Origin of the sequence: Sporocytophaga myxococcoides, assembly GCF_000775915.1 — a bacterium.
Taxonomy (GTDB): domain Bacteria; phylum Bacteroidota; class Bacteroidia; order Cytophagales; family Cytophagaceae; genus Sporocytophaga; species Sporocytophaga myxococcoides_A.
The window spans coordinates 596,547-609,501 of record NZ_BBLT01000001.1 but is presented as its reverse complement, the minus strand read 5'-3'; the positions used below and the strand labels follow the sequence as shown (position 1 = coordinate 609,501).

The following is a 12,955-nucleotide window of genomic DNA, read 5'->3' as shown; positions in this document are numbered from 1 at the left end:
TTGAAGATTAAAGTTTTTAATCAGAAATATAAAAAAAGGGCTGCTATTTTAGTACGCCCTTTTTTTATACTTTTTTTCATTTCTCTTTCTCCCGCTTTATGTGCACAATTTTTCTTCACCGAAGCCAGCCAAGCAAAATATAAGGAAGTACTTAAATTAAAATCCGTGACAGGCTTTCCCTCTGCACAGCAAGACCAGGCAGCAAATGGGATAAATACGTATATAGAACACCTTGCTGAAACAATTAAAATGCTGGTTGAAGAAAATCCAGAGCTTCTTGATAGGTATAAGCAAAATTCTGAAGCAGCAGAAATAAAGGTATCCGGATTAAACCCAAATTCTCCATATTATTTATTTGTATTAGGGGAAATAAAACTCCAAAGGGCTTTTGTAAAGCTCAAATTCGGAGAAGAAATAAGTTCCATGTGGGAATTAAGGCTTGCCTATAAAACTCTTGCTGAAAATGCTATTAAACATCCTGATTTCCTTCCAAACAACAAATCCATCGGACTTTTAAAAATACTGGTAGGATCAATTCCTGAAAAATATACATGGATTGTAAATCTTGTGGGCATGGAAGGAAGTGTAAAAGAAGGTCTGGAAATGCTTAAGACAGTATCGGAATCTGAGACTCCTTTTGCTTCAGAGGCAAAAATACTTCGCATTGCTGTATTGAATTTTATTTTGGGAAAGGAAACTGGATCGGAGAAAGCTGTAAAAGATTTATATCTCAGTGAAAATGACAACTTACTTTACACTTTTTTATATGCTTCCGTCTGCATGAAAAATGCTCATTCAGAGGAAGCTCTATGCATTCTGGAAAGCAGTCCTGACTACAGTAGCAACTATCTCAACTTTGCCTATCTATATCTGATGACTGGTGATATCTATCTCCAAAAAGGTATTTATACCAAAGCATTTTACCTCTATAAAAGATTTCTCAATGAATACAGAGGAGGAAATTTTAAAAAGGAAGCCTATTATAAAATTTTCCTTTGTTACTGGCTAAATAATGAAGATGATAAAGCTATACAAATACTACCACAGATAAAAAAAGAAGGTAATGCTATTTATGATGGAGATAAGTATGCACTTTACTTTGCAGAAAACAGAGATTTTTCCGACAAAAATATTATGAAAGTCAGATTGGCGATTGATGGCGGATATTTCAATACTGCAGAAGATATTCTACAGAAGTTATCCCCAAATGATTTTCACTCCCAAAAAGATAAAATTGAATACTATTACAGATTTGCTAGGTTTTATCATAAAACAGGTAAAATTATAGAGGCTATAAAATTTTATAAAAAAACCATTGATCTTTCAGGAGACAAGAAGCTATACTTTGCCCCTAATGCTGCCCTTCAATTAGGCTACATATACAGATATCAAAACAATAAAGAACAGGCTGTTTTTTACTTCGAAAAAGCTCTGACCTATAAAGACTACTACTACAAAAACGGTATAGACAACAAAGCCAGAGGTGCGTTAAATGAAATAAAAAAAATATAACGTTTTATCTGTATCTTTTTTAAGTTTCCGTATTATATAATAAACTTTTTATTTTGAGTAATCATCAGACCAAAGAAGAAATCGCCAGGGAATTGGAATGGATACAGGCCTCCAGGTCTGACCCAAGACATTTCTCTCATATATATAATAAATACTATAGAAAGATTTTTCTGTTTATATATAAAAGAACAGACAATGAGGACCTGACTGCGGATCTTACCAGCCATGTATTTCTTCAGGCACTGGTTAATATTAAAAAGTATGAATTTAAAGGTCTCCCCTTTTCAGCATTCCTTTTTCGTATAGCTACAAATGAAGTGAATTTGTATTATAGAAAAACTAAATCTGTCCGTTCTATAAATATTGAAGAGGCGGATATTTTAGAACTGAAAGAAGAGCTTCACCTTGACAAAACTGAAAACATTGAAGATGGAATGCTCAAAGCCATGGAAAACCTGAATGAAAAAGAAATGCAAATGATAGAACTGAGGTTCTTTGATCAGAAATCATTCAAAGAAGTAGGATACATTCTGGGAATAACCGAAAATAATGCAAAAGTAAAAATCTACAGAATATTAGATAAATTAAGGGAAATCCTTAATCAAAGATTTAAAGCCTGACCATGGGAAAATTTAAAATTAACAAAAATAAACCCCGCCCCTCTGACGATAAAATTGCCAGTCATCAAAACTTTGACCAGTTAATAAAAAATTATAATCAGCTGACTGACTATAAAAAGGCAGTAAGACCATTATACCAAGACAAAAAATTTCTCGGATTTATTCTGATAATTCTTATTGTATTTCTAGCAATCTGGATTTCCGAAAATGAAGGTAATTCATCCGAAAGCCCTCTGAAAAAACAAAATCAGGAAAAAGACAGGTAAACTAATTCAGTTTACCTCTTGCCTCCCGAAGACTCAGGCTGTCTACTACTGCACCATAAATTTTATCCATCAGCTCCGGCCTTACAACATAATAGGAATAACTTTTGGCATAAGCCGAATCTCCTACAGCTTCTTCTTTGAATATCTCATTCTGATATGACTTATAAAGCTTTGAAGCTGAGTCTGATGGCAGGTTTTTCACTCCTACTGCTGCTTCCGCAATATGAATTCTTATAAGTATCTGAACCATCTTTTCCTTTGGCAGGATATCCTCAGGAATTTCTTCAGCAGGCCCCTTGCAAGATGCAATTGCCAATAATAAAACCAAAAAAAACTTTTTCACGTCGAAAATTACTTATTTTAATGCTAATTTTAAAAAGTCTCTTTCCCTTGTTTAAGTTCAGCAATGAAAGAACTTCTAAAGAAAATACGGAAATACGAAATACAGATTAGAAAAGCAGTGAATAATCACATGCATGGTGACTTTCATTCTGTATTTAAAGGATCAGGCCTGGAATTTGATGATGTCCGCTCCTATCAATATGGGGATGATGTAAGGACAATTGACTGGAACGTTTCAGCAAAAGGCCATGGTACTTTCGTAAAGACTTTTAAAGAAGAAAAAGAACAAAACGTATTTTTCATTCTGGATGTTAGTGCTTCTCAGGAAATAGGAAAAAATACAAGAAAAATTGATATTGGGAGAGAAATATGTGCAGTGCTTGCACTGTCAGCTGTTAAGAACAATGGAAGTGTTGGCCTGATATGTTTCAGTGATCAGAAGGAAGCATATATAAAACCTGATAAAGGAATGCGCCACGCCTATCAAATGATTGGCACTCTTTTCAATCTGACTCCGGTTTCAATAAAAACAGACCTTCAGAAATCTTTAAAATTTACCTTAACCATGCTCAAGAAAAAAAGTGTGGTAATTTTTATTTCTGACTTTATAGACACTGGCTATCATACCAATCTTTCTGCTCTTGCACACAAGCATGACCTGGTTGTTATTCATCTCAACGATCCTAGAGAGATCAGATTTCCCAATCTTGGCATTATCCCACTTTATGACAAAGAAACCAGAAAGACAATCTGGGTTAATTCTTCTTCCTCAAAATTCAGAGAAAAAATAAATAAAGGCCATGCTGAAAATAAACTTAAACTTGAGCAGTTTTGCAGAAGAAATGGAGCTAACTATCTTTGGGTAAATACGAATGAAGATTATTTAACTAAACTTGTTCAGTTATTTAAAATAAGAAGAATACGAAGCAAAAGGTAGAGATGAAAAGATTGTTGACGTTACTTCTTACTATTATATATCCAATTCTTCCAATGAGTCAGACTTTACCTCCCAAGGGATTTTTTCAGGAAGACTCTGTTCAAATAGGTGCCCCGTTTAGCTTTGCCCTTAGCCTTTCCTATAATGCAGATGAACAGGTTTTATTCCCAGACTCCAATTACAACTATAAACCGTTCGAACTCATAAGCAAAAATTATTTTCCGACTAAAACAATTAACGGAATCAGTAAAGATTGTGTCGTTTACATTTTTGAAACCTTTAAAACAGACAGCATACAAAAATTAAGCCTTCCGGTCTTTTACATTCGTAATGGAGATAGCCTTAAGATTTATAGTCAGTCAGACTCTGTTGCAATCATCCAAAACATTAAGACATTGTCAGGACAGAAGCTCTTAAGTGATACACATTATTCAAAAGTAAAGAGAACAATCAATTACCCTTTGATTATTGGAATAGCTGCAATCATTTTCTTCCTCCTCTTCTTGTTTTACATGCTTTTTGGAAAGGCGATTGTCAGAAGTTATAAACTTTATGTCATAAGAAAAGCACATCTCACTTTTCTGAGGAACTTTGAAAAACATGAAAAAGAATTTAAGACGGAAAATGATCCTGACATTGTCGAGCGGGCTTTAAATCTATGGAAAGTATATCTTACCAGACTTGAAAACATTCCTGTTAATACATATACCACTACAGAAATTATTGACTTATATAAGCAGGAAGATTTACAGCAAGGATTACAGGATATTGACCGGGCAATATACGGAGGTCTTGTTTCTGCCGCACCTGCAAGGTCTCTTGCAATCCTGAAAAAATTTTCTAATAAAAGATTTCTCGAAGTAAAGAATAAATTGAGCAATGTTTGATTTTTTAAAAGATATATCAGACTGGTTTTCCTGGAGTTGGTTTCTTCCTTCTACTTTAAGGTCTTTTCATTGGGACTCACTTTACTTTCTTTACCTGATTCCGGTAATTCCACTTTTGGTCTTGCTTAGATGGGCATTTTATTATCGATTCAGACAGAAGCTGGATGTTGCTTTTCCTTTAAGGGATATAAATTACTCCTGGTTTGTGGGTAAGCTTAGATTTATTCCATATTTTTTTATAATTATTAGTATCTGGTTATTGCTTTTAGCGCTGGCCCGACCTCAAAAGAATGATGAAACAGTAGAAGTCTATAAGGAAGGCATTGATATTATTTTGGTCCTTGATATTTCTGAATCTATGGAATTAGAGGATCTGAATCCAAATAGACTCTCCGCGGCCAAAAATATTGCTTCCCGTTTTATCGAATCCAGAAAGGAAGACAGAATAGGTCTTGTCGTATTCTCAGGGGATGCCTTTTCTTTGTCACCACTTACAACAGATCATCAACTTGTCCAAAGTTTTATTGCAGAACTGAACTCGGGAATGATAGAAAGTGGAGGATCTGCCATTGGAAATGCAATAGGTGTTGCAATAAACCGACTTCGTGAATCACAATCCAAATCAAAGGTGATGATTGTGATAAGTGATGGAGAAAATACTGCAGGAAATTTGAACCCGCTCATGGCTGCTAAACTGGCAAAAGCATTCGGAATAAAAATATATTCCATCGCAATTGGCCGGGAAGGAAAAGTAGCCTGGGGGAAAGATACTTATGGACAAAAAGCATATGTCGATTCACATCTTGATGAAACTACTTTAAGAAAAATTGCCCAAATCAGTGATGGAAAGTTTTTCAGAGCCTCTAACAGAAAAGCTCTTGAACAAACCTTTAAACTTATTGACTCTTTCGAAAAAGGAATTATCAAAGAAAACAGATTCAAAAATACCCGTGATTATTATCAGGTATATTTATTCTGGGCAATGATCATTTACTTGATATGGCTATTTTTAAAATCTACATTTATCTCTAATGCTTTAGAGGATTGACTCCCGGAGTATTAAACCAATGTAACACCTATAAAGGCCGAGACCAAAAAATTTACTCCGATCAGGACCAATATTCCTCCCAACAGTTTATTCAATAATAAAATTGTGTTATTAGTAAATACCTTTTTAATCCTGTGAGCAAGGTAAGACTTAAGTATGTCCATTCCGAAGATCGAAAGGATCAAAGTTGCAAAAAAAGTAAATACATCAGCCTGATTATCGCTATACTTGACGCTAACGACGCTGGTAAGAGCAAGCCAGTAAAAGAATGTTGAAGGGTTTAAGAAATTCAACGCTAAACCTTTAATGATAAAATTGCCCTTTTTATATTCCTTTTGAATAGGCTCAAGGTTAACTTTTTTATCTTCAGGTTTAAAAAAATAGAACAACCCAAAAAGACACAGGATTGCACCTCCTGTAGATTTTATTATTTTTTCGAAGTGTGCATCATCTATAAAGTTTGAGATACCCAAATAAGATGCGAGGATAAAAAAAATATCACTCAATGCGACTCCCAAAGCGAAAAAAACCGCATATTTAAAAGTCTTCTGAATACTTGTCTGAATCAGAGCAAAGAAAACAGGACCGGGAAGCAATGCCAGCAATGCCGCAAATCCTAAAGCGCTTGCAATGATTTCGGCCATTAATGAAGGTTTTCAGTTTCCTGCTTCACAAATTTCGACCATTCATCAAACAAAGCCTTCTTCATTACCCTTGGAAACTTATTCTGCCCCCCTTCTTTTCCCTTACTTTTGAACCATTTATAAAAAACTGCAGAAGGAATTACATTTACAAAAATATCTTTCAAAGCATGTCCCCTTTCAACCCTGTAATCATCATTCAATTGTTTCAGATGTTCATCAAGTCGAAGTTTAAGCTTTTCCTGATCTACTGGTTGATCAGTACCGATAAACCATTGATGCGCAAAAAGTGAATCATGTTCAATACCTGAAACTGTAAATTCCCTGATTTCAATATTAAACTCCTCAGAAATCTGATGTATAGCCTTATTCATATTCTCAACAGAAAGATGCTCACCACATAGACTCAAAAAATGTTTTGTTCTACCTGTAATGATTATTTCTGATTCAGCTTTAGATACAAATCGGATTACATCACCGATCAGGTATCTCCATGTACCTGCATTTGTACTCAGTAACAAAGCATAATCCACACCCTCCTCAATCTGGTGTATCATCAGAGTTTCAGGATTGTCAACTAAGTCTCCATCCTGATTAAAATTCTTTTCATTAAAAGGAACAAACTCGAAAAACAAACCATTATCTAAAACAAGTTTCATGGATTTGCTATTCGGCTTAGACTGGAATGCTATAAAACCTTCGGATGCCAGATAAGTCTCCATATAAATCAAAGGTTTTCCCAGTAGTTTTTCGAATCCCCTTTTGTATGGTTCAAAGGAAACTCCACCATGCACAAATATTTTTAAATTAGGCCAAACTTCATGAATATTTTTGACTTTGTGATATTCGATAATCCTCTCCATCATTATCTGGATCCAGGCTGGTACGCCAACTACAAATCCGATATCCCAATTTTTTGCATTAACAGTAATTTCGTTAAGCTTTTTATCCCAATCACGGTTTTTAGCAATTTTTCTTCCTGGTTTATAAAAAAGATGAAACCACAAAGGTATTTTACTAGCCTGAATTCCACTCAAATCTCCTTCGTAGTATGAACCAGCTTTGAGCAACTCTGTACTTCCTCCTAGCATTAAAATTTCTTTTTCAAATGCCTCACTTGGAAGGTCATAAGCAGAAAGAGAAAGGATCTGTTGAATACCGGTTCGCTTATTGGATTTGATCATATCCTTTGTTAAAGGAATATGCTTGGTAGAAGCTTCTGAAGTACCGGAACTTAGAGCGAAATACCGAACTATACCCGGCCAGGAGACATCGCGTTCTCCTGCTTTGCTCTTATGCCACCATTTATTAAATAATTGATTATAATTCCAGATGGGTACATTCTTTTTATATTCTGAATAAAAGCTCTCTCCCCCAACGTTAAAATTCTGAAGTATTCCTTGAAAATGATAATGCTGCCCAAATTGTGTTTCAGAGGCTTTTTTTAAAAGCTTTTTCAGCTCTTTTTTTTGCATTTCAAATGCAGAACGTTGCTCACTCTCAATCTTTTTCCCTAGCTTAATCCCTTTGTTTAATATAGCACCAAATAACGCCATTCCTGCCAGTTTTTTTAAAAGACTTTAAACTTAAACTAATTATCTCTCCAACCCCTTGCAATAATAATGCTAAGATAAATTGAAGAATTTAAACTTTTATCTATTTTTTAGTAAAATTACGTGGTTTTACAAGCAAAAAGAACTAAATGAGTATTTCACAAAATCTTCAGAAAATCCGATCCTTTTTAGATCCCTTTAAAACCAAATTAATAGCAGTTTCCAAAACCTATCCTGCAGATATAATTTTAGAAGCTTACAACTCAGGACAAACAGATTTTGGAGAGAATAAAGTTCAGGAACTCATGTCAAAATATGAAGTTCTCCCTAAAAATATTCAATGGCATTTGATTGGGCATCTACAAAGCAATAAAATAAAATACATTGCTCCTTTTATACATTTGATTCACTCGGTTGATTCTTTCAAATTATTAAAAGAAATAAATAAAGAGGCTAAAAAAAATAACCGAATTATCAACTGTCTCTTACAGATCCACATAGCTCAGGAAGAAACTAAGTTTGGTTTTTCGGAAGAAGAACTTTTCATTACTATCCAATCTGAGGAACTTAAAGATATGAAGAACATTCAAATTTTGGGGTTAATGGGAATGGCTAGCAACACTGAAAATGAGAGTCAAATAAAAAAAGAATTTCAGCACATTCAACAACTCTTTAATCAGATTAAATCTTCTTATCAAAATGATCGGATAAAAATGGAAGAATTGTCTATTGGTATGAGTTCTGATTATAAATTAGCATGCGAATCAGGAAGTACTATGGTGCGGGTTGGAAGTGCTATATTCGGATCCAGAAATTACTTATAACTTAAAATATCATGCATAAATTATTCCTAACCTTAGGTTCCATATCAGGAGCTTTATCTGTAATGATTGGGGCTTTTGGAGCTCACAAACTTAAAGATTACCTTCTTAAAGTTGGAAGAGCTGATGTATTTGAAACAGCTGTAAAATATCAGTTTTACCACACTTTTGCTCTTCTTTTTATCGGATTAGTACTATTGATCAAAGGTGATATTAAAACACTTAATTATTCCGGGTATTGCTTTATAACTGGTATAATAATCTTCAGTGGATCTTTGTATGTGCTTTGTCTTACAAATGTATCCAAATGGGGAGCAATAACTCCAATTGGAGGGTTATTCCTAATCGCAGGATGGATCTTTGCTTTGATTAGTATTTTGAGAAATCTCTGATTGAATATAGTTATTTCTTAGGCTGGATATTAACCACAATATTAACTCGTGCAGGATTATTTGTTGCATTGCTTAATATTGTAATCACTTTAGTTAACCGGCCTTCTTTTCCTTCTGAATTAAATTTCACAAGTATTTCGCCTTCTTTACCAGGCATAATCGGTTCTTTAGAAAATTTAGGAACTGTGCATCCACATGTTGTCAATACTTCCCTTAACATAAGCGGTGCATTACCTGTATTGGTAAATTTAAATACGTGTTTTACAGAATCTCCCTGAACGATATCTCCAAATTCAAAGGACTTTTCTGCAAATTCGAGTACTGGGCCATTAGAAGTCTGAGCTTTTGTCTCAAAATTTAAAACTAACGCTAGAAAAAAAGTAAGGCTATATATTATAAAAGGCTTCATATTCTTATTCCATTTTTCTTTTAAAAATAACAATTTTCCTGCCATTTATCAGAAAAACTTACTGTTAAAATTCACAAGAAATAATTCCTCAGACGCTCTGGTGACTGCTGTATATAACCATCTTGCAAATTCTTTGTTGACTTGCTCTTCAGTAAGATATCCCTGATCAACAAAAACTGCTTTCCACTGCCCCCCTTGGGACTTGTGGCAAGTCAAAGCATATGCAAATTTTACCTGAAGAGCATTAAGGTAAGGATCTTTCCTGATAGCATCAACCCTGTCTTTTTTAGTCTTTATGTCCAGATAATCCTGAAGAACGGAATCATATAGCTTCTTGTTCTCCTCTTGTGATACGGAAGGTGTAAAGCTATGAAGAGTATCCAGAAAAATGAGCGTTTCGAAAGCTGGCAGATCAGGATAATCAATCAGCTGAAGTTCAACTTTTGCAAAGCGAAACCCATGAGCCTCTGTAATACTTCTGATTTTCCTTATTTCCGCAAAATCACCATTGGCAATAAAGCCAGGGGTTGTACCTTCTTCCAGGACTGTATAGTTGTTTCTGACAACCATTAGCAGATCTCCTGCTTCAATTTCACTTTCACAGAAACGTATGGCTCTGCGAACATAGTTATTGTATTGTGTAGCCGACTTATTAGACCTGCAAATAATGACTGTATTTTCTTCTCCGTACTTGTCATATGCGTATCTCAAACCCTCTTCCAGTTTCTCCCCCGTCATTTTATAAAAATCCTTATATCCTTTGGTTGTAAAACGGATATCGAAATTATCTTTAGCTAAATTCGTGCGAAGCGAAGTCGCATTAAACAAAATTCCCGACGCTTGCTCCTGCCTTACCACTTCATTGAGCTCGTATTCCACAAGATCAACACCGAAATTACTCTGAAGATAATCCCCCTCCAATGCCTGACTTATCTCTCTTTTTATTGGAGGAAGCTGAGCATTATCACCGATTAGCATTAATCGGTTAGACTTTTTCTCGAAAACAAATTCAACAAGATCAGTTAGTAGTTTTCTTTCTCCGAAATCCCCATCGTCTGAAATCATAGAGGCTTCGTCCACTATGAATAATGTGTTGGCAAAAAGGTTCTTTTTCCTTCTAAACTGAAGGTTTCCACTAGCAGAATCCTCTTCCCTTACATAGATTTGTTTATGAATGGTAAAAGCTTTTCGGCCAGAATAGTTGCTCATGACCTTAGCTGCTCTTCCGGTAGGAGCCATTAATACAACGGGCATCTCCAAAGTGTCCAGAGCTTTTACCAGAGCACTAACCAATGTAGTTTTACCTGTTCCTGCATACCCCTTTAATAGAAAAACAGGCTTTTTCATTTGCCTTGAAAAGAGGAAATCGTCCAGCATTTTAAATACTGCCTGCTGACCATAGGTAGGTTCAAAAGGGAAGTTGGAGGAAATTAAAGCCGAAGGTCGCACAGGATACAAATTTCCGATAAATTGCACTAATATGGAAGAGCATCATCAGGAAATAATCAATACCTACGGAAATAAAATCAGGGTCAGAGTTTGTGGGTTATTGTTCAGAAACTCCGATATACTATTAGTCAAGCACTTGACCATCGGGAAAAATATATTCTTTTATGCTCCCCCGGGAGGTGGGATAGATTTTGGTGAATCGGCTGAAGAGTCTCTGATCCGTGAGTTTCATGAAGAAACAGGGCTAAAAGTAAGAATTAAGTCATTCCTTCTTACTCATGAATACCTTGAGCCTCCGTTACATGCCATAGAACTTTTCTTTGAAGTTGAAGAAATTGGAGGAACACTTTCATTAGGAAAAGATCCGGAGATGGGACTGGATAATCAGATAATAAAAGAAGTAAAATTCTGGAGTCTTTTAGAAATCAAAAAAAATGATGCCGGTTTATTCCACAACATTTTTCGCCTGGCTAAAACCAAGTCTGAACTATTAAACCTAAAAGGTTATTTTCTTCATAAAGGGAATGATTAAGGGTATGGAAGAAATACAAGACCTTCAACAGAATATAATTGACATCTTTGGAAACAAAACAAGAGTAAAAGTACGAGGATTACTGTTTAGAAACACTTCCGATGTACTACTCATTAAGCACCTTACTATAGGTAAAAATAAGTTCTTTTATTCCCCTCCCGGAGGAGGAATAGATTTCGGAGAATCAGCTGAAGAATCCCTGATACGAGAATTTTATGAGGAAACAGGACTTATAGTCAGAATTAATAAATTCCTTTTCACTCATGAATATCTTCATCCCCCATTTCATGAGGTTGAGCTATTCTTTGAAATAGAAGAAACAGGAGGGAAATTAAAACTAGGGAAAGACCCTGAGATGGAATCAGACAGCCAGATCATAGAAGAAGTTAAATTCTGGAACCTTGGCGACATTCAAAAAAAAGATGCCAGTTTGTTCCATAATATTTTTCGCCTGGCTAAAACCAATACAGAATTGTTAAATCTAAAAGGTTATATTCTTCAAAAAGATAATAGTTAAGAAAAGTTTTTCCACATTTTAACATTTTTGTGGAAAAAATATTTTCAACAGTAAAAATTTGGTTAATTTTAAAGAGAAATAATATATTAACCATTTATCCACATTATTCCTCAGGCAATGTGAATATCTTGTTAAGATGGAAGAACTAACAGCGCAGTACAAATTAAACAAAAAAATAAAAGACGATCAGTTCAATGTGGACTTGATTGCAAGGTATACTCTATCACTTCAGGTAAGTAAAGACCTTTTCCGTATCTGCATTACAGATTCTGTTAAAAACAGGTGTCTATTACTTGAAGATTATCAACTACAGAATATCCGCACACCGGACCAATTGCTCGAGCAGTTAAGACTTCTTTATGAAGATCATGCTTTATTACAAGCAGGGTTCTGGAAGGATGTAAGACTTGCTATAAAAAATACTTGTTTCTCTTTAATTCCTTTCTCGCTATTTGAGAAACAATATCTGAAAGACTATCTGCATATCAATTGTCATTTTTCTGATGACAACAACGATGAAGTATATTATTATCGTCAGAACAGATTGGACGCGGTGAATATCTTTTCTGCAGATAAAAAAATAATCGAATGGTTTAACTTAAGATACCCTTCCAAAAAGGTAAAGGTTGTACATCATACAAGCCCATTAATTGAGGGGGTTTTGCTTACCGGAACTAATAAGCAGGATTTATCAGTAGTGATCAATGTTGAAAATCAATATATGACCATCCTGGTAAAGCGAAGTAAAAATTTAGAGTACTGTAATTCTTTTAATTATATAAGTCCGGAAGATTTTGTATACTTCACCATGTTTGTGATGGATCAGCTTCAGATCAACCCTGAATCAGTACCTGTTACTGTATTCGGAGAAATCAGCCCTGATTCAACCTTATATAAAAAACTTTATAAATATATCAAAAACATTTCGTTCGGAGATAAGCCTTCCAGCCTTCACTTTGGATATAACTTTGATGAAGTTTTCGACCACAAATTTTTTGATCTATATACTATGCACCTTTGTGAATAGCA

General features: G+C 34.8%; 16 protein-coding genes. 11 read left to right on the top strand and 5 right to left on the bottom strand.

The features are described from left to right. Genes MYP_RS02505 through MYP_RS02495 form a run of 3 tightly spaced genes read left to right on the top strand, consistent with a single transcriptional unit; the run spans position 1 to position 2,398 of the window. Positions 1-1,512, top strand: coding sequence for a tetratricopeptide repeat protein (locus tag MYP_RS02505; protein ID WP_197059994.1), 1,512 nt, complete (start codon positions 1-3; stop codon positions 1,510-1,512). A 53-nt stretch (positions 1,513-1,565) separates the two neighbouring features. Continuing rightward, the gene (locus tag MYP_RS02500; RefSeq protein WP_052429905.1) at positions 1,566-2,132 is read left to right on the top strand and encodes an RNA polymerase sigma factor; all 567 of its coding nucleotides are present in this window, start codon (positions 1,566-1,568) and stop codon (positions 2,130-2,132) included. Positions 2,133-2,134: 2 nt separating this feature from the next. After that, a complete protein-coding gene (locus tag MYP_RS02495) occupies positions 2,135-2,398 on the top strand; it encodes a hypothetical protein (protein WP_045457957.1) in 264 nt (87 codons plus the stop codon). Between the two features lies 1 nt (position 2,399). Here MYP_RS02495 and MYP_RS02490 read toward each other — a convergent pair whose 3' ends face one another. After that, the gene (locus MYP_RS02490; protein WP_052429904.1) at positions 2,400-2,741 is read right to left on the bottom strand and encodes a DUF4296 domain-containing protein; all 342 of its coding nucleotides are present in this window, start codon (positions 2,739-2,741) and stop codon (positions 2,400-2,402) included. Positions 2,742-2,804: 63 nt separating this feature from the next. On the opposite strand from MYP_RS02490, the gene MYP_RS02485 reads away from it, so the two are divergent. From MYP_RS02485 to MYP_RS02475, 3 genes are read left to right on the top strand one after another with little or no spacing between them, the layout of a single operon-like run. Continuing rightward, a complete protein-coding gene (locus MYP_RS02485; protein WP_045457955.1) occupies positions 2,805-3,677 on the top strand; it encodes a DUF58 domain-containing protein in 873 nt (290 codons plus the stop codon). A 2-nt stretch (positions 3,678-3,679) separates the two neighbouring features. Next, complete coding sequence (locus MYP_RS02480; protein ID WP_045457953.1) at positions 3,680-4,564, top strand: hypothetical protein; 885 nt, start codon at positions 3,680-3,682, stop codon at positions 4,562-4,564. Then, entirely contained in the window at positions 4,557-5,612 is a 1,056-nt protein-coding gene (locus tag MYP_RS02475) for a vWA domain-containing protein (protein WP_045457951.1), read from the top strand. Before MYP_RS02480 ends, MYP_RS02475 begins: the two co-directional genes overlap by 8 nt. A gap of 11 nt (positions 5,613-5,623) precedes the next feature. Here MYP_RS02475 and MYP_RS02470 read toward each other — a convergent pair whose 3' ends face one another. Together MYP_RS02470 and MYP_RS02465 are read right to left on the bottom strand one after the other, a co-directional pair. After that, positions 5,624-6,256, bottom strand: coding sequence for a LysE family translocator (locus MYP_RS02470; protein WP_045457949.1), 633 nt, complete (start codon positions 6,254-6,256; stop codon positions 5,624-5,626). Then, the gene (locus MYP_RS02465; protein ID WP_045457947.1) at positions 6,256-7,809 is read right to left on the bottom strand and encodes a GH3 family domain-containing protein; all 1,554 of its coding nucleotides are present in this window, start codon (positions 7,807-7,809) and stop codon (positions 6,256-6,258) included. The genes MYP_RS02470 and MYP_RS02465 overlap by 1 nt, the downstream gene beginning before the upstream one ends. A 146-nt stretch (positions 7,810-7,955) precedes the next feature. Between MYP_RS02465 and MYP_RS02460 the strand changes: the two genes are divergently transcribed. Together MYP_RS02460 and MYP_RS02455 are read left to right on the top strand one after the other, a co-directional pair. Next, on the top strand, positions 7,956-8,630 hold the full coding sequence (locus tag MYP_RS02460) for a YggS family pyridoxal phosphate-dependent enzyme (RefSeq protein WP_045457945.1): 675 nt from the start codon (positions 7,956-7,958) through the stop codon (positions 8,628-8,630). 11 nt (positions 8,631-8,641) lie between these two features. Further along, complete coding sequence (locus MYP_RS02455) at positions 8,642-9,019, top strand: DUF423 domain-containing protein (RefSeq protein WP_045457942.1); 378 nt, start codon at positions 8,642-8,644, stop codon at positions 9,017-9,019. Between the two features lie 10 nt (positions 9,020-9,029). Here MYP_RS02455 and MYP_RS02450 read toward each other — a convergent pair whose 3' ends face one another. Both MYP_RS02450 and MYP_RS02445 read right to left on the bottom strand, forming a co-directional pair. Further along, a complete protein-coding gene (locus MYP_RS02450; protein WP_231569990.1) occupies positions 9,030-9,473 on the bottom strand; it encodes a DUF1573 domain-containing protein in 444 nt (147 codons plus the stop codon). 3 nt (positions 9,474-9,476) lie between these two features. After that, entirely contained in the window at positions 9,477-10,877 is a 1,401-nt protein-coding gene (locus MYP_RS02445; RefSeq protein ID WP_081990392.1) for an ATP-dependent DNA helicase, read from the bottom strand. Between the two features lie 31 nt (positions 10,878-10,908). Here MYP_RS02445 and MYP_RS02440 point away from each other — a divergent pair, with 31 nt between their 5' ends. From MYP_RS02440 to MYP_RS02430, 3 genes are all read left to right on the top strand, one after another. After that, entirely contained in the window at positions 10,909-11,409 is a 501-nt protein-coding gene (locus tag MYP_RS02440) for an NUDIX domain-containing protein (protein ID WP_045457940.1), read from the top strand. A gap of 4 nt (positions 11,410-11,413) precedes the next feature. Beyond that, positions 11,414-11,926: an NUDIX domain-containing protein gene (locus tag MYP_RS02435; RefSeq protein ID WP_045459100.1), complete on the top strand. Its 513-nt coding sequence runs from the start codon at positions 11,414-11,416 to the stop codon at positions 11,924-11,926. 136 nt (positions 11,927-12,062) lie between these two features. Further along, positions 12,063-12,953: a DUF3822 family protein gene (locus MYP_RS02430; RefSeq protein ID WP_045457938.1), complete on the top strand. Its 891-nt coding sequence runs from the start codon at positions 12,063-12,065 to the stop codon at positions 12,951-12,953. Positions 12,954-12,955 lie beyond the last annotated feature (2 nt).